This window comes from Streptomyces sp. NPDC001339, from assembly GCF_042895955.1.
Classification (GTDB): Bacteria; Actinomycetota; Actinomycetes; order Streptomycetales; family Streptomycetaceae; genus Streptomyces.
The window spans coordinates 169462-189991 of the sequence record NZ_JBIAWT010000001.1; the positions used below are offsets into that span (position 1 = coordinate 169462).

21 protein-coding genes and 5 tRNA genes are annotated in these 20530 nt (G+C 70.5%); 7 read left to right on the top strand and 19 right to left on the bottom strand.

The features are described 5' to 3' along the window. Positions 1-88: 88 nt before the first annotated feature. Together ACFY12_RS00700 and ACFY12_RS00705 are read left to right on the top strand one after the other, a co-directional pair. Entirely contained in the window at positions 89-322 is a 234-nt protein-coding gene (locus ACFY12_RS00700) for an Lrp/AsnC ligand binding domain-containing protein (protein WP_018087181.1), read from the top strand. A gap of 9 nt (positions 323-331) precedes the next feature. Next, complete coding sequence (locus tag ACFY12_RS00705) at positions 332-823, top strand: DUF3515 domain-containing protein (RefSeq protein WP_390713522.1); 492 nt, start codon at positions 332-334, stop codon at positions 821-823. A gap of 56 nt (positions 824-879) precedes the next feature. Here ACFY12_RS00705 and ACFY12_RS00710 read toward each other — a convergent pair whose 3' ends face one another. From ACFY12_RS00710 to ACFY12_RS00720, 3 genes are all read right to left on the bottom strand, one after another. After that, positions 880-2016, bottom strand: a complete 1137-nt coding sequence (locus ACFY12_RS00710; protein WP_390713523.1) for a D-alanine--D-alanine ligase family protein — start codon at positions 2014-2016, stop codon at positions 880-882. Between the two features lie 115 nt (positions 2017-2131). Next, a complete protein-coding gene (locus tag ACFY12_RS00715; RefSeq protein WP_390713524.1) occupies positions 2132-3133 on the bottom strand; it encodes an NAD(P)H-dependent glycerol-3-phosphate dehydrogenase in 1002 nt (333 codons plus the stop codon). After that, a complete protein-coding gene (locus tag ACFY12_RS00720; protein ID WP_390713525.1) occupies positions 3130-3990 on the bottom strand; it encodes a lysophospholipid acyltransferase family protein in 861 nt (286 codons plus the stop codon). The genes ACFY12_RS00715 and ACFY12_RS00720 overlap by 4 nt, the downstream gene beginning before the upstream one ends. 162 nt (positions 3991-4152) lie before the next feature. On the opposite strand from ACFY12_RS00720, the gene cofC reads away from it, so the two are divergent. Next, entirely contained in the window at positions 4153-4848 is a 696-nt protein-coding gene (gene cofC / locus ACFY12_RS00725; protein WP_390713526.1) for a 2-phospho-L-lactate guanylyltransferase, read from the top strand. Here the strand turns inward: cofC and ACFY12_RS00730 are convergent. From ACFY12_RS00730 to leuC, 5 genes are all read right to left on the bottom strand, one after another. Next, positions 4829-5032: a hypothetical protein gene (locus tag ACFY12_RS00730; RefSeq protein ID WP_390713527.1), complete on the bottom strand. Its 204-nt coding sequence runs from the start codon at positions 5030-5032 to the stop codon at positions 4829-4831. The genes cofC and ACFY12_RS00730 overlap by 20 nt on opposite strands. Positions 5033-5188: 156 nt before the next feature. Continuing rightward, a complete protein-coding gene (locus tag ACFY12_RS00735) occupies positions 5189-5869 on the bottom strand; it encodes an HU family DNA-binding protein (protein ID WP_390713528.1) in 681 nt (226 codons plus the stop codon). Positions 5870-5994: 125 nt separating this feature from the next. Further along, positions 5995-6240: a hypothetical protein gene (locus ACFY12_RS00740; protein WP_390713529.1), complete on the bottom strand. Its 246-nt coding sequence runs from the start codon at positions 6238-6240 to the stop codon at positions 5995-5997. Positions 6241-6376: 136 nt separating this feature from the next. After that, positions 6377-6985, bottom strand: coding sequence for a 3-isopropylmalate dehydratase small subunit (gene leuD, locus ACFY12_RS00745; protein WP_390713530.1), 609 nt, complete (start codon positions 6983-6985; stop codon positions 6377-6379). 3 nt (positions 6986-6988) lie between these two features. Further along, on the bottom strand, positions 6989-8431 hold the full coding sequence (gene leuC / locus ACFY12_RS00750; RefSeq protein ID WP_390713531.1) for a 3-isopropylmalate dehydratase large subunit: 1443 nt from the start codon (positions 8429-8431) through the stop codon (positions 6989-6991). A gap of 174 nt (positions 8432-8605) precedes the next feature. Here leuC and ndgR point away from each other — a divergent pair, with 174 nt between their 5' ends. Beyond that, positions 8606-9322, top strand: a complete 717-nt coding sequence (ndgR, locus tag ACFY12_RS00755; protein ID WP_066926977.1) for an IclR family transcriptional regulator NdgR — start codon at positions 8606-8608, stop codon at positions 9320-9322. Positions 9323-9583: 261 nt separating this feature from the next. Here the strand turns inward: ndgR and ACFY12_RS00760 are convergent, their stop codons facing one another. Further along, positions 9584-10063: a DUF4188 domain-containing protein gene (locus tag ACFY12_RS00760; protein ID WP_390713532.1), complete on the bottom strand. Its 480-nt coding sequence runs from the start codon at positions 10061-10063 to the stop codon at positions 9584-9586. Between the two features lie 89 nt (positions 10064-10152). On the opposite strand from ACFY12_RS00760, the gene ACFY12_RS00765 reads away from it, so the two are divergent. Further along, a complete protein-coding gene (locus ACFY12_RS00765) occupies positions 10153-10800 on the top strand; it encodes a MerR family transcriptional regulator (RefSeq protein WP_390713533.1) in 648 nt (215 codons plus the stop codon). A gap of 171 nt (positions 10801-10971) precedes the next feature. On the opposite strand, the gene ACFY12_RS00770 is transcribed toward ACFY12_RS00765, so the two are convergent. From ACFY12_RS00770 to ACFY12_RS00815, 10 genes are all read right to left on the bottom strand, one after another. Then, positions 10972-11044, bottom strand: a tRNA-Glu gene (locus tag ACFY12_RS00770). Between the two features lie 42 nt (positions 11045-11086). After that, a tRNA-Gln gene (locus tag ACFY12_RS00775) sits at positions 11087-11158 on the bottom strand. Positions 11159-11174: 16 nt separating this feature from the next. Beyond that, positions 11175-11247, bottom strand: a tRNA-Glu gene (locus ACFY12_RS00780). A 61-nt stretch (positions 11248-11308) separates the two neighbouring features. After that, positions 11309-11381, bottom strand: a tRNA-Glu gene (locus ACFY12_RS00785). A gap of 21 nt (positions 11382-11402) precedes the next feature. Continuing rightward, positions 11403-11474 (bottom strand) — tRNA-Gln (locus ACFY12_RS00790). A gap of 91 nt (positions 11475-11565) precedes the next feature. Beyond that, positions 11566-12303 (bottom strand): HAD family hydrolase, encoded by a 738-nt coding sequence (locus ACFY12_RS00795; RefSeq protein ID WP_390713534.1) that lies wholly within the window; start codon positions 12301-12303, stop codon positions 11566-11568. 5 nt (positions 12304-12308) lie between these two features. After that, positions 12309-12893 (bottom strand): Uma2 family endonuclease, encoded by a 585-nt coding sequence (locus tag ACFY12_RS00800; protein WP_390714327.1) that lies wholly within the window; start codon positions 12891-12893, stop codon positions 12309-12311. A gap of 143 nt (positions 12894-13036) precedes the next feature. Next, positions 13037-14521: a glutamate--tRNA ligase gene (gltX, locus tag ACFY12_RS00805; protein WP_390713535.1), complete on the bottom strand. Its 1485-nt coding sequence runs from the start codon at positions 14519-14521 to the stop codon at positions 13037-13039. Then, positions 14514-15287, bottom strand: coding sequence for a fumarylacetoacetate hydrolase family protein (locus tag ACFY12_RS00810; RefSeq protein ID WP_390713536.1), 774 nt, complete (start codon positions 15285-15287; stop codon positions 14514-14516). The genes gltX and ACFY12_RS00810 overlap by 8 nt, the downstream gene beginning before the upstream one ends. Before the next feature lie 105 nt (positions 15288-15392). Next, on the bottom strand, positions 15393-15596 hold the full coding sequence (locus tag ACFY12_RS00815; protein ID WP_390713537.1) for a hypothetical protein: 204 nt from the start codon (positions 15594-15596) through the stop codon (positions 15393-15395). A gap of 619 nt (positions 15597-16215) precedes the next feature. On the opposite strand from ACFY12_RS00815, the gene ACFY12_RS00820 reads away from it, so the two are divergent. Further along, positions 16216-20028, top strand: coding sequence for a nitrate- and nitrite sensing domain-containing protein (locus tag ACFY12_RS00820; RefSeq protein ID WP_390713538.1), 3813 nt, complete (start codon positions 16216-16218; stop codon positions 20026-20028). Positions 20029-20037: 9 nt separating this feature from the next. Next, positions 20038-20451 (top strand): roadblock/LC7 domain-containing protein, encoded by a 414-nt coding sequence (locus tag ACFY12_RS00825; protein ID WP_018087204.1) that lies wholly within the window; start codon positions 20038-20040, stop codon positions 20449-20451. The last annotated feature ends 79 nt before the right edge of the window (positions 20452-20530 follow it).

Consider the following 20530-nt stretch of genomic DNA (forward strand, 5'->3'; position numbering starts at 1 on the left):
CCGCGCGGGTCTCCCCGCTCCGCACGGTGACGCGGTACCGTGGCGTCCCTTCTTCCCCCATGATCCTCGTAGCCGCCCTGGAGGTCCCGTGGTACAGGCCTATATCCTGATCCAGACCGAGGTCGGCAAGGCCTCGGCGGTGGCGGAGGTGATCTCGAAGATCCACGGCGTGCTGCAGGCCGAGGATGTCACCGGTCCCTACGACGTCATCGTGCGCGCACAGGCCGACACCGTCGATGAGCTGGGCCGCATGGTGGTCGCCAAGGTCCAGCAGGTGGAGGGGATCACCCGCACCCTTACCTGCCCGGTGGTTCATCTGTAGCTCCCCCGTATGCTCGGCCGGGTGACCTCCGCACGCCGCCGGTACCTGACCCCGCCCCTGCTGACCGTGGCGTTCGCCGCGGCCGGCTGTGCCGCGTCCGGGGACGTGGCGGCGCCCGCCCCGACGGGCGAGACGGCACGGTACTGCCGGGCGCTCCACCAGGAATTGCCGCGGACCGTGGACGGGCTGACGCGGGGTACTCCCGAGCCCGTCTCCGACTTCACTGCCATGTGGGGCGATCCTGCCGTGAAACTGCGCTGCGGGGTGCCGAAGCCCGACGTCCTGAGGCACGGGAGTGAACATTACAACCCGAATCCCGACGCGGCGGAAGTCAACGGCGTCGGGTGGCTCTTCGAGAAGCGGGACGACGGCTATCGCTTCACGACCGTGCTGCGCAAGGCCCATGTCGAAGTGACGGTCCCCGGGGAGTACGCCCCCGAGGTCGATGTGCTCACCGACCTCGCGGACGCCGTACGGAAGACCGTGCCGAAGGGCGTCTAGCGCCCGGCAGTGCCCCGGCGGGCAACGCGCCTGGACGCGGCGGCCCGTGGAGTGCGCTAGCGCAGCCCCGTGGAGCGCCGCAGCGCGGCCTGGAGGAGCCGGTCGATGAGCTCCGGGTAGCTCACTCCGCTCTCCTGCCACATCCGCGGGTACATCGAGATGGGCGTGAATCCGGGGAGCGTGTTGATCTCGTTGATCACGAACTCCCCGTCGTCCTGGAGGAAGAAGTCCGCGCGCACCAGGCCCTCGCAGGACGCCGCCTCGAACGCCGCGACGGCCAGCTCCCGCACCTCGGCGGTCTGCGCGTCGGTCAGCGGCGCCGGCACGATCCCGCTGGCCGAGTCGATGTACTTGGCCTCGAAGTCGTAGAAGTCGTGCGCGGTGACCGGCGGGATCTCGGCCGGCACACTGGCCCGCGGGCCGTCCTCGAACTCCAGCACCCCGCACTCGATCTCGCGCCCGCTCAGCAGCGACTCCACGATGATCTTGGGGTCGTGCGCGCGGGCCTCCTCGATCGCCTCGTCCAGACCGCCCAGGTCGTCGACCTTGCTGATGCCCATGGACGAACCGGCCCGGGCGGGCTTCACGAAGAGCGGCCAGCCGTGCTCGCCGGCGAAGTCCACGATCTTCTTATGGGCCGCCGCGGGGTCCTTGTCCCACTCCCGGGGGCGGATGACCTCGTACGGGCCGACCGGCAGCCCGAAGGAGGTGAACACCCGCTTCATGTAGTCCTTGTCCTGGCCGACGGCCGAGGCGAGGACGCCCGAGCCGACGTAGGGCACGCCGGAAAGCTCCAGCAGGCCCTGCAGGGTGCCGTCCTCGCCGTAGGGGCCGTGCAGGACGGGGAAGACGACGTCGACCTCACCGAGCGCCTTGGGGACCGCACCGGGTTCGCTGTAGACGACCTCGCGGCTGGTGGGGTCGACGGGGAGCACCACGCCGCCGTCCACGGACTCGGCGAGCTCGGCCACGCTGGGCAGCTTCCGGTCCGCGATGGCCATCCGGGCGGGGTCGTCGGCGGTCAGCACCCAGCGGCCGTCGGTGGTGATGCCGATGGGCAGCACGTCGTACTTCTCGCGGTCGATGGCGCGCAGTACGGCTCCGGCGGTGACCACGGAGATGGCGTGCTCGGAGCTGCGCCCGCCGAACACGACGGCGACGCGGGGCTTGTGGGAGGGGGTCTGGCTGCTCATATCGGGTTGAGGGTACCTGCTGGTAGTGGGTGCGTCGGTGCCGCGGCGGCCGTCGGCGGCGTGGCGCCGCCCAGGCCCTCGTCCGGGCCGGCGTCCGGGCGGCGTCCGGTGGCGGTCAGTGCCGTTCGGACTTCGCGCTGCGCGCCATCAGCTCCTTGAGGGCGACCATCGGCGGCTTGCCGTCGTGGACGATGCTCACGACCGTCTCGGTGAGCGGCATGTCGACGCCGTACCGGCGGGCCAGATCCAGCACGGATTCGCAGGACTTGACGCCCTCGGCGGTCTGCTTGGTGACCGCGATGGTCTCCTGCAGGGTCATACCGCGGCCGAGGTTGGTGCCGAAGGTGTTGTTGCGGGACAGCGGCGAGGAGCAGGTGGCGACGAGGTCGCCCATACCGGCCAGGCCGGCGAAGGTGTGCGCGTCGGCGCCCATGGCGAGGCCGAGCCGGGTGGTCTCGGCGAGACCGCGGGTGATCAGGGACGCCTTGGCGTTGTCGCCCAGGCCCATGCCGGTGGCGATGCCGACGGCGAGCGCGATGACGTTCTTGACCGCGCCGCCCAGTTCGCAGCCCACCACGTCGGTGTTGGTGTACGGGCGGAAGTACGCGGTGTGGCAGGCGGTCTGCAGCCGGCGGGCGACCTCCTCGTCGGTGCAGGCGATGACCGCGGCGGCGGGCTGCCGCGCGGCGACCTCCTTGGCGAGGTTGGGGCCGGTCAGCACCGCGACGCGCTCCGCGGGCACCTTGGCGACCTCCTCGATGACCTCGCTCATGCGCTTGGCCGTGCCGAGTTCCACGCCCTTCATCAGGGAGACCAGGACGGTGTCGGCGGGCAGCAGGGGCGCCCATTCGGCGAGGTTGGCGCGCAGCGTCTGGGAGGGGACGGCCAGGACCGTGAACTCCGCGTCCCGGGCGGCCTCCGCGGGGTCGGTGGTGGCGCGTACCGACGCCGGGAGCTGGACCCCGGGCAGGTAGTCGGGGTTGGTCCGGCCCATGTTGATGGCGTCGACGAGGGCCGCACGGCGCCCCCACAGGGTCACCTCGCATCCCGCGTCGGCGAGCACCATCGCGAATGCGGTGCCCCAGGACCCCGTGCCGTAGACGGCGCAGCGCGTCACTTGCCTTCATCCTCCTGTGCCTGCTGGGTGCTTCGGACCTGCTGCGGGGCGACGGCGCCGTCGGTGGCGGCGGCCGGACCGTCGGCGGCCGGACCGGCGGCCCGGGCGGCCTTGGCCGCGGCCCGGGCGGCACGGCGCTCCTGGGCGACCGCCTTGCGCCAGTCGTACGGTTCGGCCGGCGCGGGCTCGTCGCGGAGCTGGGCGAGCTGCTCGGTGATGGCGCGCATGATGACTTCGGTGACCGCGCGCAGCACGTCGGCGGTCGGCTCCTGGTCGTAGTACGCGCTGAGATCGACCGGCGGCCCGGCCTTGACCCGCAGCGTCTTGCGGGGGAAGAGCCGGAGCTTCTTCTCCTTGGCGTACGGCGGCATCGCGTCGTTGGCGCCCCACTGCGCGACCGGGATGACCGGCGCCTTGGTCAGCAACGCGACCCGTGCGGCACCGGTCTTGCCCTGCATGGGCCACAGCTCGGGGTCGCGGGTGAGGGTGCCCTCGGGGTAGAAGGCGACGCATTCGCCCTTGTGGATGGCGTCGACGGCGGCCCGGAACGCGTTCGCGGCGTCGGTCGTTTCCCGGTAGACGGGGATCTGTCCGGTGCCGCGCATCACCATCCCGACAAAGCCGCTCTTGAAGAGCCCGGCCTTGGCGAGGAATCGGGGGACCCGCCCGGTGTTGTACTGATAGTGCGCATAGGACAGCGGGTCGAGATACGAGTTGTGGTTGACGGCGGTGATAAATCCGCCGTCGGCCGGAATGTGCTCCATTCCCTGCCAGTCCCGCTTGAACAGAACCAGGAGCGGCGGTTTGCAGAGGACCGCGGCGAAGCGGTACCAGAAGCCGATTCTGCGGCGGGACACTGGGACACCCTCCTTGTAGGGGCTGCGAAGCTGCTGCGGGCCGGCAGCCGCACAAGTGTCGCCCCAGGTACCCGCTATGTCGAGGACACCGTAACCCCGGCGCTCCCGGGGAGCGGCGGCGGCAGGTGAGAATGGCGCCGATACGACGAAAAGGGGGCGGGTGTGGGCTGGACCCTGGTGGTGCCGCTGAAACCGCTGGTACGGGCCAAGAGCAGGCTCTCGGCGGCCACCGGTGAGGAGTTCCGGCCGCGGCTGGCCCTGGCCTTCGCCCTGGATACCGTGACAGCTGCGCTGGCCTGCGCGGACGTGCGGGATGTGGTGGTTGTCACGGACGACCGGCCGGCCGGCGGGCGTCTGGCGGCGCTGGGCGCGCGGATCGTCCCCGACACACCGGCCCGGGGGCTGAACGCGGCACTGGCCCATGGCGCGGAAACGGTCCGGGCGCGCCGCCCGGGCGCCGCGGTCGCCGCGCTGAACGCCGACCTTCCCGCGCTCCGTCCGGCCGAGCTGGCCCGGGCCCTCCATTCCGCGGCGCTATTTCCCCGTGCATTTCTCGCCGATGCGGCGGATATCGGGACAACACTTCTGACCGCGACTTCCGGCACGGAATTGGCACCGGCATTCGGCGGGCCTTCGCGGGCCCGCCATCTGGCATCGGGCGCGCGGGAGATCACCGCGCCGGACGTGCCCTCGGTACGCCGTGACGTGGACACCGGCGAGGATCTGCGGGCCGCGCTGGCGCTGGGGGTGGGACCGCATACCGCCCTGGCGGCACCGGCCCTCCCGCCGCAGGTCAGAGCATCCGGAGTCAGAGCGTCCGGAGTCAGGGCATCCGGAGTCAGAGCGTCTGGAGTGTGATCAATTCGATATGCCGGGCGTCGTCCTGCCCGGTCACCTCGATGCGCACCCGCTGGCCGGGCCGCAGCAGGAGGAGCCCGCCGGCGTCGAAGGCCGCCGCGTCGAAGGGCAGCGGGGTGCCGTCGTCCAGCAGCACGCTGCCGGAGCGGGTCTCGGGGTCGTACGTGTACGCGGTGGCCTGCATGGCAGAGAGCCTAGACCCTGCAAGGGAGAGCGCCTGGCCCCTGCAAGGGAGGGAGCCTGGACGAGGACGTCCGGGGCTCCGGGGCCTGCCGGACGCACCGCGGGCCGGGCTCCCCGGAGGGAGACCGGCCCGACGCATGGCGTCGCCGCTGCTGGATTACCGCTTGCGGGCGGTCGTCTTCTTCGCGGTGGTCTTGCGCGCGGTGGCCTTCTTGGCGGGGGCCTTCTTCGCCGTCGCCTTCTTCGCGGGCGCGGTCTTCTTCGCCGTCGCCTTCTTCGCGGGGGCGGCCTTCTTGGCGGTGACCTTCTTCGCCGCGGCGGCCTTCTTGGCGGGCGCCGCCTTCTTCGCCGCCGCCTTCTTGGCGGTGGTCTTCTTCGCGGTGACCTTCTTGGCGGTCACCTTCTTCGCCGCGGCGGCCTTCTTCGCGGGTGCCGCCTTCTTCGCCGCCGCCTTCTTCGCCGCGGCCTTCTTGGCGGCGGCCTTCTTCACGGTGGCCTTGCCGCCGGTCAGGCTGCCCTTCGGGGCCTTCTTCACGGCGACCTCGCCGCCCTTGGGGAGCTTCTTCGAGCCGCTCACCAGGTCCTTGAAGCCCTGGCCGGCGCGGAAGCGCGGCACCGAGGTCTTCTTGACCCGCACCCGCTCACCCGTCTGCGGGTTCCGGGCGTAGCGGGCCGGGCGGTCGACTTTCTCGAACGAGCCGAATCCGGTGACCGAAACGCGGTCGCCGGCGACAACTGCACGGACGATTGCGTCCAGTACGGCGTCCACCGCGTCCGCTGCGTTCTGGCGGCCGCCGACCTTGTCGGCAATGGCTTCTACGAGCTGCGCCTTGTTCACGTCTTCCCCTTCGGAGACATTGCTGGAACGAAAGTTTCCAAGCTTTTTCGCACGTTAGGCAGATATATACCGCAAATCAAACACGAAACGGGCTAATCACCCTTGTGCCGCAACGGACTCGACCTTCACGGAGTTCCGTCGGCGTGCACATCTTCGGGGTATCGACCTTCGTCGAGGTCTTCCATGAAGCCCTCCAGACGCCTTGCCGCGTCTGCAAGATCGTGTTTAGCCGCGGCCGTGATGACGAGCAGCTTCCGGGTCAGCGCCATCCGTACGCCCTCCGGGACTTGCAGTGTCCGCACTCTTGCGTGTGCGGCCTTGAGTCGGTCGGCGACGAAACCGTAGAGCTCGAGTTGGTCGTCGCGTTCCATGCGCTAATTGTGCCATCTGCGGCGAGTTGTCGCTTCACGGGGCCTCAACCAGCGCCCCCAGACACGGATGCGCCCCCTGCCAACTGCACAGGGGGCGCATCGTACGCAATAAGGCTTTGAGCCATAAAACCCGAGGTCAGACCTCGATGGTACGCGGTTTGAACGAAGGCCTGTTCGCCTCGTACGCGGCGATGGCCGACTCCTCCCGAAGGGTGAGGCTGATGTCGTCCAGTCCCTCCATCAGGCGCCAACGGGCGTTCTCGTCCAGTTCGAAGTCCGCGGCCACCTCCGTTCCGTCGGGTCCCTCGGCCCGGACCCGCCGGCCGACCAGGTCGACGGTCACCTCTGCGGTGGGGTCGGCCTCCACCAGCTTCTGCAGCCGGTCCACGGTCTCCTGCGGCAGGACCACCGTCAGCAACCCGTTCTTGAGGGAGTTGCCGCGGAAGATGTCCGCGAACCGCGAGGAGATGACGGCCTGGAAGCCGTAGTTCTGCAGCGCCCAGACGGCGTGCTCACGCGAGGAGCCGGTACCGAAGTCGGGCCCGGCGACCAGCACCGTGGCGCCCTGGTACCGCTCCTGGTTGAGCACGAACTCCGGGTCCTTGCGCCAGGCCTCGAACAGCCCGTCCTCGAAACCGTCCCGGGTGACCTTCTTCAGCCAGTGCGCCGGGATGATCTGGTCGGTGTCGACGTTGCTGCGGCGCAGTGGAACGGCCCGGCCGGTGTGGGTGGTGAAAGCTTCCATGTTTCAGACTCCCGCGGGCGTGGTGACGTCGGACTGGCCGGCCGTTGCGGCCAGGTCGGCGGGTGAGGCCAGATGGCCGAGAACCGCCGTTGCGGCGGCGACCTGCGGCGAGACCAGGTGGGTGCGACCGCCCTTGCCCTGGCGGCCCTCGAAGTTGCGGTTGGAGGTGGACGCGGAGCGCTCACCGGGCGCCAGCTGGTCAGGGTTCATGCCCAGGCACATCGAGCAGCCCGCGTGCCGCCATTCGGCACCCGCCGCGGTGAAGACCTTGTCCAGACCCTCGGCCACCGCCTGCAGCGAGACCCGCACCGAGCCGGGGACGATCAGCATCCGTACGCCGTCGGCGACCTGACGGCCCTGAAGGACCGACGCCGCCGCCCGCAGGTCCTCGATCCGGCCGTTGGTGCACGAACCTACGAAGACGGTGTCCACGGCGATCTCGCGCAGCGGCCGGCCCGCCGTCAACCCCATGTACTCCAGGGCCTTTTCGGCGGCCAGGCGCTCCGAGGCGTCCTCGTACGAAGCCGGGTCGGGGACGTGCGCCGAAAGCGGCGCGCCCTGGCCGGGGTTGGTGCCCCAGGTGACGAACGGCGACAGCGCGGCGGCGTCGATGTGCACCTCGGCGTCGAAGACCGCGTCGTCGTCGGTGCGCAGCGTCTGCCAGTAGGCGACCGCGGCGTCCCAGTCCTCGCCCCGGGGCGCGTGGTCGCGGCCGCGGAGGTAGTCGAAGGTGGTCCGGTCGGGGGCGATCATGCCGGCTCGGGCGCCCGCCTCGATGGACATGTTGCAGATGGTCATCCGGGCTTCCATCGACAGCTTCTCGATGGCCGGGCCGCGGTACTCGATGACGTAGCCCTGGCCGCCGCCGGTGCCGATCCTGGCGATGATCGCCAGGATCAGGTCCTTGGCGGTGACGCCCTCCGGCAGTTCACCGTCCACGGTGATGGCCATGGTCTTGAACGGGGCCAGCGGCAGCGTCTGGGTGGCCAGAACGTGCTCGACCTGGCTGGTGCCGATGCCGAACGCCAGGGCACCGAAAGCCCCGTGGGTGGAGGTGTGGCTGTCGCCGCAGACCACGGTGGTGCCGGGCTGGGTCAGTCCCAACTGCGGTCCCACCACATGGACAACGCCCTGCTCGACATCGCCCAGCGGGTGCAGCCGGACCCCGAACTCGGCGCAGTTCTTGCGCAGCGTCTCCAGCTGGGTGCGCGAGACCGGGTCGGCGATCGGCTTGTCGATGTCGAGGGTCGGGGTGTTGTGGTCCTCGGTGGCGATGGTGAGATCCGTACGGCGCACCCGGCGGCCGGCCTTGCGCAGCCCGTCGAACGCCTGCGGGCTGGTGACCTCGTGCAGCAGATGCAGATCGATGAAGAGCAGGTCGGGCTCGCCTTCCGCGCGCCGGACGACATGGTCGTCCCAGACCTTCTCCGCGAGTGTCCGTCCCATCGCTTTCCCTCCGGCCGGCCGCTTGCCGGCCTTGCTCGTCCATGCGCGGTCGCCTGCAGTCGTGCCCCTGCCGGGCCGTGCGCCGGGCCCCGGTCGAGAGCCCCGTCTACAGACTGACGACTTCCCCGGAAAATTGAACTTGCGTTTCATACTGTGAGACGCGAGTATCGTTGCATGGACAACTCTAGCGGTGTCGGCGTTCTCGACAAGGCGGCTCTGGTTCTGAGCGCCCTGGAGTCCGGTCCGGCCACCCTCGCCGGACTGGTCGCGGCGACCGGGCTCGCACGGCCCACGGCCCACCGGCTGGCCGTGGCCCTGGAACACCACCGGATGGTGGCGAGGGACATGCAGGGCCGGTTCATCCTGGGCCCGCGGCTCGCCGAGCTGGCCGCGGCGGCCGGCGAGGACCGCCTGCTGGCCACGGCGGGACCGGTGCTCACCCACCTGCGCGATGTGACGGGCGAAAGCGCCCAGCTCTATCGCCGCCAGGGCGATATGCGGATCTGCGTGGCGGCGGCGGAACGGCTGTCCGGACTCCGGGACACGGTCCCGGTCGGCTCCACGCTCCCCATGAAGGCCGGCTCGGCCGCCCAGATCCTGATGGCCTGGGAGGAGCCCGAGCGGCTGCACCGCGGCCTCCAGGGCGCGCGCTTCACGGCCACCGCGCTGTCCGGCGTACGGCGCCGCGGCTGGGCCCAGTCGATCGGCGAGCGGGAGCCGGGCGTGGCATCGGTCTCCGCCCCCGTACGCGGCCCCTCCAACCGCGTAGTGGCCGCCGTCTCGGTCTCCGGGCCGATCGAACGGCTGACCCGCCACCCGGGCCGGATGCACGCCCAGGCGGTCGTCGACGCGGCAGCCCGCCTCTCCGAGGGCCTGCGCCGCAACAGCTGACACGGCCCTCGGACACCGAACACGACAGCGCCCGGCCCGCACGGACCCCTCCGTACGGGCCGGGCGCCGCCATGAGCGCTCCCGCAGGCCAGCGGGCTAGGGCCCTTCTGACGGATCTCCGTGGGAGAAGGAGCGGCGTCTGGTGCGTGCTCTCGGCGTGCCGCGCGGAAGTCCGCGTAGCGGCGCTACGTGGGCTTTCGCGCGGTGCGGCGAGAGTGCGTGCCGGGCGTCGTGACGCCGCGGAGATCCGTCAGAAGGGCCCTAGGCGGCCAGCCGCTCCGCCGCCCGCTCTCCGCGCCGGCCGACCGGTACCACTCCCCGGGCCGCCCCCAGTCCGCTCGGCGGCATGTCGACATAGACGTTCTCGTACGCGCCCTCCCGCACCACGAACGTCTCGTGCCAGATCCCGACGCCGCCGCGCCCCTCCCGGGCCCGCCGGTTGAAGGCGGCCCAGGCCGGCCGGTGCGCGCCGCCCTGGTCACTGGCGTAGGCCAGCAGCTTCTCCTTGGACTCCCAGTACTGCAGGACCCCGAAGTTCCGCACCCCCGCCAGGCTCCGGTAGCCGAGCATCCCCCACTCCCGGTTCCGCCCCAGCTCCTTCATCATCGGGACCATCGCCCGGAGCGTCGGCAGCCAACTGCGCACCGCCCACCAGTTGTTGATCCGCATCCCGACGAGGAAGACCACCACCTCCCCCGCACCGTCCGCGGTCATCCGCCCCTGCACCGGCTTGCCCTTCATGACAGCCCCCTTCCTCACGTACGCACATTGGATAGCACCGCTATCCATGATTGGATAGTGTCACTCTCCAACGAAGGGTGCAAGCCGATATGCGACTGGCAGAGCTCAGCGAACGCAGCGGGGTCTCCACCGCCACGATCAAGTACTACCTGCGCGAACAGCTGCTGCCGCCGGGCCGGCGGATCACCGCCACCCGGTCCGAGTACGGGGAGGAGCACCTGCGGCGGCTCCGGCTGGTGCGCGCCCTGATCCAGATCGGCCGGGTACCCGTGAGTACCGCCCGCGAAGTGGTGACCGCCGTCGAGGACGACGCCCGCGACCAGCTCACCCGCCTCGGAACGGCCGTCGAGGCGCTGCCGTACGGCCCGGAGCCCGACGCGCACGACCCGTCGGTGGACGTCGCCCGGCGCACCGCCACCGAGCTGCTGGAGCGTATGGACTGGCGCTTCAGCCTGGAGCGCACGGACTCCCCCCGGGCCTTCGACATGCTCGTCGCCGCCATCGCCGCGCTGCACCGCCTCGGCTACGCGTGCGAACCCGCACATCTGCTCCGGTACGCCCGCCAGGCGTCCGAGCTGGCCGTCGCCGACCTGGATCTCATCGAGGAGTACGGGACGCCGGCGGAGCGGGTGGAGGCGGCGGTGGCCCTGACCGTGCTCTACGAGCCGGTGCTGCTGAGCCTGCGCCGGCTGGCGGAGGCGGAGGAGTCCAACAAGCGCTTCGGAACAGGGAGTTGACCCGCTCCGGAAACAGGCCGGGCGCAGGCCGGAAGAGGACTGGAACAAGCCCAAAAAGGCCGGGCACACCCCGGGAAGAGATCCGGCACGGAACATCACCGAAGGCGATCGTCACAGACCGTCAACTACAGAGAAGGCCCCCCGCGCACTCGCGGAGGGCCTTCTCTTCCGTACCCCCGACCGGATTCGAACCGGCGCTACCGCCTTGAGAGGGCGGCGTGCTAGGCCGCTACACAACGGGGGCAAGTTTTCTTGCAGTTCAGTATGCCACCAGGGACACACTGCGCTGGGCTACCAGGACTCGAACCTAGACTAAATGAACCAGAATCACTCGTGCTGCCAATTACACCATAGCCCATGGTGGTTTAGACCAGTACCCCCGACCGGATTCGAACCGGCGCTACCGCCTTGAGAGGGCGGCGTGCTAGGCCGCTACACAACGGGGGCCCTAGCGATCCTGCGTGAGAGACAGTGGGTGCGACCCGGCTGTCTCCCCGGGAAGGATCTGTACCCCCGACCGGATTCGAACCGGCGCTACTGCCTTGAGAGGGCAGCGTGCTAGGCCGCTACACAACGGGGGCTTTGCAGATGAGCTCTGCGAGCTGGCCTACCTGGACTCGAACCAAGACTAACTGAACCAGAATCAGTCGTGCTGCCAATTACACCATAGGCCATCAAATCGCAACCCCCTGGTGTGGGGGTCTCTCTTTGATCTACGCTTCCCGGCCGGGCCTTTCGGCCCTCTCGGGCGGCGCAGGAAGAACATTACCCGATCGTGGTCGGGGCTCCAAAACCGATAACTCCGTGCAACAGCCCGGGGAGCTCCACCAGGCTCCCGATCCGCCGCACCCCCGCCGGCAGCCCGTCCCTGGCGTCCGCCCGGGCGCCCGCACGATCCAGCCATACGGCCGTCAGACCCGCGTCCCGGGCGCCCAGCCCGTCGATGTCCAGCCGGTCGCCGACGTAGACCACCTCCGCCGGCGGAAGCCCCAGCGCCCCACAGGCCGCCTCGAACGCCTCCGGGGCGGGCTTGGCATGCCCCACCTCGTCGGAGCACAGCACCGCCTCGAAGTAGTCACGGATCCCCAGGGCGCTCAGCTTGCGCTCCTGATTGGCGGTCCCGGAATTGGACAGCACCGCCTGCCGCACCAGCGGCGCCAGCGCCTCCAGGGCCGGCTCGGAGTCCGGGAAGAGCGCCCAGGCCGCTTCGTAATGCGCTACGTACCGCCCGAACCAGGCGTCCGCCTCGTCATCGCTCAGCGCGGCCCCCAGAAACGTCCGGACCCGCTCCCGGCGGTGCTCGTGAAACCCCAGCTCACCGGCGAGGAAGCGGGCGAACGCATCCTCCATGGCCTCCTGCCACCGCGCCAGGGCCACCTCCTCCCCGCCGTACACCGCCATCAGCCCTTCCGCGTCGAGGTGCCGCAGCACCCCGGCCCGGTCCGACCCGGTGTAGTCGAAGAGGGTGTCGTCGATGTCCCAGAGGACGGCGTGGAGGGGCATGAGGATCAGCGCACCCAGTCCTTGAGGGGCTCGGTGTCGAGTTCGATGCCGACCGGGTCGGGGAGGGTCACCGGCTTGCCGAAGGACACGGTCAAGGTCTTCCCGTACCTCTCGCCTTCAGGCTCGGAATAGACGGTGACCTCGCAGGTGTCCCGGTCGATCAGCAGATAGACCGGGATGCCGGTCTGAGCGTAGGCGCGGGGCTTCTCCCGCCGATCACGCCGATCCGTGTCGGAGTCGTACGAGGTGACCTCGACAACCATCAGGACGGCCTCGGGGGCGGCCCACTCCCCCACACCGACAAAGGCATCGCTGGAAGCGAGGGCGCCATCGGACCGCGCACGACCGTCGCGGTACGTCTTGATCTCCAGTCCCTGGTCCGGATGGAGCCAGAGCTCAGGCCTTACCTGCATACAGATGCGCGTCAGCCACTGGATGATCCTGCCGTGGTCCCCGTCCGGCACTGCCTTTACCCCAAGCCTTCCATTGATGAATTCCAGACGCAGCCCCTCGGCGGTGCGGGCAGCGATACGAGCCAGTTCCTCGAATTCGCTCAGCAGCATCTGCGGCCGGTCGGCGAGCGCAGCCATGGTCAGCACCCCTCTTGCCTCTGCTCGTGTCTCTGCCTCTATCACGGTCATTGTCCCCACCTTCCAGGTCGTAGTCCGGTCCTGGATACACCGCGGGCCCGGAAGCCGTATCGGCTTCCGGGCCCGGGTCACTCGTACGAGAATCAGACCGCCAGCTTCGCCAGCGCCGCGTCGATGCGCGCCAGGGTGCGGTCCTTGCCCAGGACCTCCAGGGACTCGAAGAGGGGGAGGCCGACCGTGCGGCCGGTGACGGCCACCCGGACCGGGGCCTGGGCCTTGCCGAGCTTGAGGCCGTGCTCCTCGCCGGCGGCGAGGACGGCGGCCTTGAGGGGCTCGGGGCCGGCGGACCAGTCGGCGGCGTCCAGCTTGGCGCGGGCGGTGGTGAGGAGGGCCACCGGGTCGCCCTTGCCCATGGCCTTGGTCCAGGAGGCCTCGTCCTCGACCGGCTCCTTGAGGAAGAGGAAGTCGACATTGGCGGTGATGTCGGAGAGGACGGTGAGGCGGGTCTGCGCGTGCGGGGCGATGGCCCGCCAGGCGGCCTCGTCGAAGTCCTCGGGGGCCCAGTTGGCGTGCGGGGCCTTCAGCCAGGGCTCACAGGCCCGGATGAAGGCGTCCACGTCCAGCTGCCGGATGTGGTCGGCGTTGATCGCCTCGGCCTTCTTCAGGTCGAAGCGGGCCGGGTTGGCGTTGACGTCCGCGATGTCGAACTTCTCGATCAGTTCGGCGACGGAGAAGATGTCCTGGTCGGCGGAGAAGGACCAGCCGAGCAGGGCCAGGTAGTTGAGCAGGCCCTCGGGGAGGAAGCCGCGGTCGCGGTAGAGGTTGAGGGAGGCCTGCGGGTCGCGCTTGGAGAGCTTCTTGTTGCCCTCGCCCATGACGTAGGGGAGGTGGCCGAACTCGGGGATCGAGGAGGTGACGCCGAGCTCGATCAGGGCCCGGTAGAGCGCGATCTGGCGGGGGGTGGAGGAGAGCAGGTCCTCGCCGCGCAGGACGTGGGTGATGCCCATCAGGGCGTCGTCGACCGGGTTGACCAGGGTGTAGAGGGGTGCCCCGCTGGCGCGGACGATGCCGTAGTCGGGGACGTTCTCCGGGGTGAAGGTCAGCTCGCCGCGGACGAGGTCGGTGAAGGTGATCGGCTCGTCGGGCATCCGGAAGCGGACGATGGAGCTGCGGCCCTCGGCCTCGTACGCCGCGGCCTGCTCGGGCGTCACGGTGCGGCACGTGCCGTCGTAGCCGGAGGGCTTGCCGGCCTTGCGGGCGGCGTCGCGGCGCTCGTCGAGCTCTTCGGTGGTGCAGTAGCAGTGGTACGCGTACCCGGCGGCGAGGAGCTTGTCCGCGATGTCCTTGTAGAGGTCCATCCGCTGGGACTGACGGTAGGGCGCGTGCGGGCCGCCGACCTCGGGGCCCTCGTCCCAGTCGAAGCCGAGCCAGTGGAACGAGTCCAGCAGCTGCTGGTAGGACTCCTCGGAGTCTCGGGCCGCGTCGGTGTCCTCGATGCGGAAGACCAGGGTGCCCTTGTTGTGCCGGGCGTACGCCCAGTTGAACAGGGCGGTACGGATCAGGCCGACATGGGGGTTACCGGTCGGGGAGGGACAGAACCGTACGCGGACGGGGGTCGCGTTAGCCACGCTTGATCACCTTGTTGGTGAGAGTGCCGATGCCTTCGATGGTGACGGCGACCTCGTCGCCGACGTTGAGGGGGCCGACCCCGGCCGGGGTGCCCGTGAGGATGACGTCGCCGGGGAGCAGGGTCATCGCCTCGGTGATGTGGACGATCAGGTCCTCGACGGGGCGGACCATGTCACTCGTGCGGCCGAGCTGGCGCTGTTCGCCGTTGACGGTGCACTGGACGGCGAGGCCCGCGGCGATGTCCTCGGTGCTCAGGCCGGTCTCGACCCAGGGACCGAGCGGGCAGGAGCTGTCGAAGCCCTTGGCCCGGGCCCACTGCTTCTCGCGCTGCTGGACGTCGCGCGCGGTGATGTCGTTGGCGCAGGTGTAGCCGAGGATGACGTCCTTGGCGCGCTCGCGCGGCACCTCACGGCACATCCGGCCGATGACGACGGCGAGCTCCGCCTCGTGGTGCACCTCCTGGGAGAAGGAGGGGTACGCGATGGGGTCGCCGGGGCCGATCACCGAGGTGGACGGCTTGAAGAAGGTGACCGGCACGTCCGGGACGGCGTTGCCCAGCTCGGCGGCGTGCTCGGCGTAGTTGCGGCCGATCGCCACCACCTTGTTGGGCAGGACGGGCGGCAGGAGCCGGACCTTGCCGAGGGGGACCTTCTGGCCCGAGCGCTCGAATTCCGCGAAGGGATGTCCCTTGATGACGTCGAGTTCGTCGCCGTCGAGGACGCCGAAGCCGACGTTGCCGTCGATGGAGAATCTGGCGATGCGCACGGGTTGCCGCTGCCCCTCATTGATCACTGGCCGGGAGTTGACACTCCAGGCTATCGCGGGGGCCCGGCCGCCCTGCCGACCCTTGAGGCGGTGACGTCCGCCGTCTCAGGCGGAGACGTTCTGCTGCGGCTTCTCCGCCGGCTTCTCCATCAGGACGGTGCGGCGGGGGTTGGCCGTCCGGGTGGGCAGTTCGACGGTGTGCTCCGGCGTCTCGGGGGCCTGGGCGCCGAGCTCGTCGGCGTCGGTCAGGTGCGCCAGGGTGGTGCGCCGCGGGTTGGCTATGTTGCGGAACATCATCGTCGTCTTCACTGCTGCATGCCTCGCATGGTCAGGTGTCGAAAGCTGTCGGAAGCCGCGGACGGCAAAAGGCGTTGCCGGTACGACGCCTTGTCGTCACCGGCAACTGTGTAAAGCGTCAGGCTATGCGCGCTATTCCCTGCGAACTCCAAGGAATGTCAACGATCTGCTTGTGAGTTTCCTCACGAGGTGTGTGACAAATGCCGCATTTCTCATGATCGCCCCCCCTGGGCGAATCGGACAATGGCGGATTGAACCGCACGTTCCGCTCCCGATCACCGCAGCTGGGACAGCCCTCGGCAGTGAGGGTTTCGAAGGCAAAAGTCCGTTATCTGCCGTAGCAGTTTGTACAAGTCGTAATGTCGTCCACACATGGAGTCACCCATGTCACAGCAGGGGGATCCGCTCTTGTTGGAGATCCGGCACTGTGCTGGAATTCCACGGACCGCCGCACGTTTCAGCCGGCGCGCAGGGCGCAAAGTGGCGCCGCGCGCGGTGGTGCGGCTCTCTCGGCCAGAGGGGGCGGCCCGCCGGTCACCTAACGACCGCCATGGGGGGAGTTCGCGGTCCCCATACGAACTCGACACCGTCCCGCCGAGGTGGGACGCCTGGTCCAGAGGTTGCGACGCTAGTGCAGGGACGTTTCAAGAGGGAAGGCACCGCTGCGGCGGACCCGGAGCTGCGCGACGGGACCGACCGCGCCGCCTCGACCCAGCGCGACCGGAGCAAGGGTTCCGCCGCGGGTGCGCTGCCCGCCGACGGCGGCAGCCAGGCCCCGGCCGGTGATGCCGCGGACGGCGGTGCCAAGGCGGCGAGCGACGGTGCCACCGGCCCCGGCTCGCGAATAGCGCTGCGCAACTGGCGCATCAGCACCCGCCTGGTCTCCCTGCTCGCGCTCCCCGTCATCGCCGCGACGGCGCTGGGCGGTCTGCGTATCGGGTACGAGCTGGAGAACATCGACCAGCTGGACAAGATGCAGCTGCTCACCGACATGACGCGGAAGGCCACCGAACTGGCCGACGCGCTCCAGGAGGAGCGGGACAAGTCGGCCGGTCCGCTGGCGGGCAGCGGCAACACCAAGGACGACGCCAACGTCGTCGCGCCGCGTGAGGCGACCGACAACGCCAAGCTGAAGTTCAACCAGGCCACGGACGACATCCGGGGCCAGGACACCACCATGTCAGGTGTCCGGGCGACCATCCTGGAGATCACCCGCCAGCTCAACACCCTCAACGAGATCCGCGCCAACGCCTACAAGGACGACAACAACGCCGCGCGGACGATCTCGGCCTACGACCAGCTGATCAACTCCCTGCTGTCGCTCTCCCAGGACATGGCCCAGGCGACCAGCAACCCGGACATGATCCGCTCGACGCGTGCGCTGGCGGCGTTCTCGTCGGCCAAGGAGTACGCGTCGATCCAGCGTGCCCTCGTCAGCGCCGGCCTCGCCCACAACGGCGGCCCCGCGCTGTCCCCCAACGACCGGCAGGCCGGCCGTAACTCCGAGGACAGCGAGAAGGCGGCCCGCGCCCGCTTCCAGCAGATCTACGCCGGCGACGCCAACAAGCTCACCAAGGGCCTGGACGGCAACAACGACGAGATCAAGGCCGCGGTCGCCTTCGCGCACCGCGCCTTCGCCAGCGACACCGGCATCCGCAGCCAGGACTACCGCTACCTCGACTGGTACGACGCGGACACCGTCAAGATCGTCGAGATGTCGCGCATCGAGGCCGCGCTGCTCGACGAGATGGAGCAGGCCTCCCGCGAGCTGCGCAACGACGCCACCCAGGGCGCGATCATCAACGGTGCGGTGATCCTGCTCGTCCTCGGCGTCTCGCTGGTCGGCGCGTTCGTCGTGGCACGGTCCATGGTCCGCTCGCTGCGCCGGCTGCAGGACACCGCGCAGAAGGTCGCCCAGGACCGGCTGCCCGAGCTGGTCAAGCAGCTCTCCGAGTCCGACCCGCAGGACGTGGACACCTCCGTGGAGTCGGTCGGTGTGCACAGCCGGGACGAGATCGGCCGGGTGGCCGCGGCCTTCGACGACGTGCACCGCGAGGCGGTCCGGCTCGCCTCCGAGCAGGCGCTGCTGCGGGGCAACGTCAACGCGATGTTCACCAACCTCTCGCGCCGCAGCCAGGGCCTGATCCAGCGTCAGCTCTCGCTGATCTCCGAACTGGAGTCCCGCGAGGCCGACCCGGACCAGCTGTCCTCGCTCTTCAAGCTCGACCACCTCGCCACCCGTATGCGCCGGAACGGCGAGAACCTCCTCGTCCTCGCGGGCGAGGAGCCCGGACGCCGGTGGACCCGGCCGGTCCCGCTGGTCGACGTGCTCCGTGCCGCCGCCTCCGAGGTGGAGCAGTACGAGCGCATCGAGCTCAACGCGGTGCCGCAGACCGAGGTCGCGGGCCGGGTCGTCAACGACCTGGTGCACCTGCTCGCCGAGCTGCTGGAGAACGCCACCTCGTTCTCCTCGCCGCAGACCAAGGTCAAGGTCACCGGCCACGCCCTGCCCGACGGCCGGGTCCTGGTCGAGATCCACGACACCGGTATCGGCCTGTCCCCCGAGGACCTGGCGGCGATCAACGAGCGGCTGGCCAGCCCGCCGACCGTGGATGTCTCGGTGTCCCGCCGGATGGGTCTGTTCGTGGTCGGCCGGCTGTCCCTGCGGCACGGCATCCGGATCCAGCTGCGGCCCTCCGACTCCGGCGGCACCACCGCACTCGTCATGCTGCCGGTCGACCTCGCCCAGGGCGGCAAGAAGCCGGCGCCCGCCAACGCCAAGGGCGGTGCCGGCGACCGCGGCGGCGCACCGACCAGCCGGCTCGCGGGGCTCCAGCCGCGCGGCCAGGTCGGCTCGGGCCCGGGGACCGGCGCGCGTCCCGCGCTGCCCGGCCGCGGCGGTCCCGACGGTGGCGCAGCCGGTGCGTTCGGCTCCGCGCCGCAGGGCGGGCGTACCGCGCCTCCCGGCGCGAACGCTCCCGGTGCGGGCTCCCCGGCGGCGCCCGCTCCCTCGTCCGGACGTCCCTCGCTGCCCGTCCGCGGTGCGGACAACGGCCCGGCGGGCACGGTGGCTCCGCCCACCGGCGCGCCGCGGCGTGACGAGCCCGCGCAGCTGCCGAAGCGCGGTGCCGCGGGCGAGCTGCCCGGCGGCCCGGCGGCCGGTGGCCCGTCGGCCGGTGGCCAGGACGGCCCCCGTGGCGGTCGTCCGCAGGGCGGTACGAGCTGGGGCGCGCGCCGTGAGCGCGGCGGCTCCGACGACTGGCCGCTGACGCCGCACGAGGCGCAGGACCAGCCGCGTGGCCACGAGGAGCCGGAGAGCAGCAGCACGGGCAGCTTCGAGCGCCCCGCGCCGAGCAACAGCAGCACCGGCAGCTTCGAGCGCCCCTTGCCGGGCGGCGGCCCCGGTGACACCGCGGCGTTCGCCCGTCCCGACTTCAACGGCCCGCCCCCGGGCGCGGACGGTTCCGCGGGGGGCACGGCCGAGGACACCGGCCGGTTCGCCCGTCCGGACCGCGACACCGGGCAGTTCGAGACGGACCGCTTCCCGCGGCCCGCGGCCGACCCGTACCAGACCGGGCAGTTCGAGACCGGGCAGTTCGAGACGGGGCAGTTCGACACCCAGCAGGCTCAGACCGGGCAGGCCGACCCGTACGCGACCGGCCAGCACGACGCCCGCCAGCTGCGGCAGCCGGACGCCGAGCGCGCCCCGTACGCCGAGGACTCCCAGAGCACCGGCCAGTTCCCGGCGCCGCACTCGCAGCAGCACACCCAGCAGCCGCAGCAGCCGCAGGAACACCGCGCGCCGGAGGCCGATGTGCTCGGCGGCGGCGACGCGGGTCCCGGGGACGGCCGTACGCCGATCTTCGACACCGTCGAATCCACCTGGTTCAACACCCCGGCGGCCGCCGCGGCCGGTGTGCCGCCGCAGGACGGCACCGACCAGGCCTCGGCACCGCCGCGGCTGCCGCGCCGCGGATCCGCGCAGAACGCCGCGCAGAACGGCGCCGCGCAGACCGGTGCCGGGCAGACCGGTGCCGGGCAGAACAGCGCCGCGCAGACCGGCGCCGGGCAGAACAGCGCCGCACGCGCCGAGGCCCCGGCCGGCGGTGCGCCCGAGGGCGGCACGCCGGCCGAGACGACCGGGCAGTGGCGCACCTCGCCCAACGACGAGACGTGGCGGCAGGCGGAGCAGGTCCGCCAGCCGGCCTCGGGCGGGGTCACCACCTCCGGGCTGCCCCGCCGGGTCCCGCGTGCGAATCTCGTGGCGGGCACGGCGCAACAGCAGCAGTCCACCCAGAGCGGTCCACAGGTCTCGCGTGCGCCCAGCGATGTGCGCGGGCGGCTGACCAATCTCCGTCGGGGTATCCAGCAGGGCCGGCAGGCCGGTTCGTCGAACACCGGCAACCACGGCATTGTCGATCCCACTCACCAGCAGGAGCGTTAGTTGAGTCCGATGAGCCAGGCGGCGCAGAATCTGAACTGGTTGATCACCAACTTCGTGGACAACACCCCCGGGGTGTCACACACGGTGGTGGTCTCCGCGGACGGTCTCCTCCTCGCCATGTCCGAGGGCTTCCCCCGCGACCGTGCCGACCAGTTGGCGGCGGTGGCCTCCGGGCTGACCTCGCTGACCTCCGGCGCCTCCCGCATCTTCGAGGGCGGGAGCGTCAACCAGACCGTGGTGGAGATGGAGCGCGGCTTCCTCTTCATCATGTCCGTCTCGGACGGATCGTCACTGGCCGTGCTCGCGCACCCGGAGTGCGACATCGGCCTCGTCGGTTACGAGATGGCCCTGCTGGTCGACCGCGCGGGCACGGTACTCACCCCCGACCTGCGCGCCGAACTGCAGGGCAGCCTGCTGAACTGAGGCGCCCGTAGCGCCGCAGCACGAGCAACGGCGGAACCCAGGCGCCCGCAGCGCCGTACGGCTCCGCTCCCGTCCATCC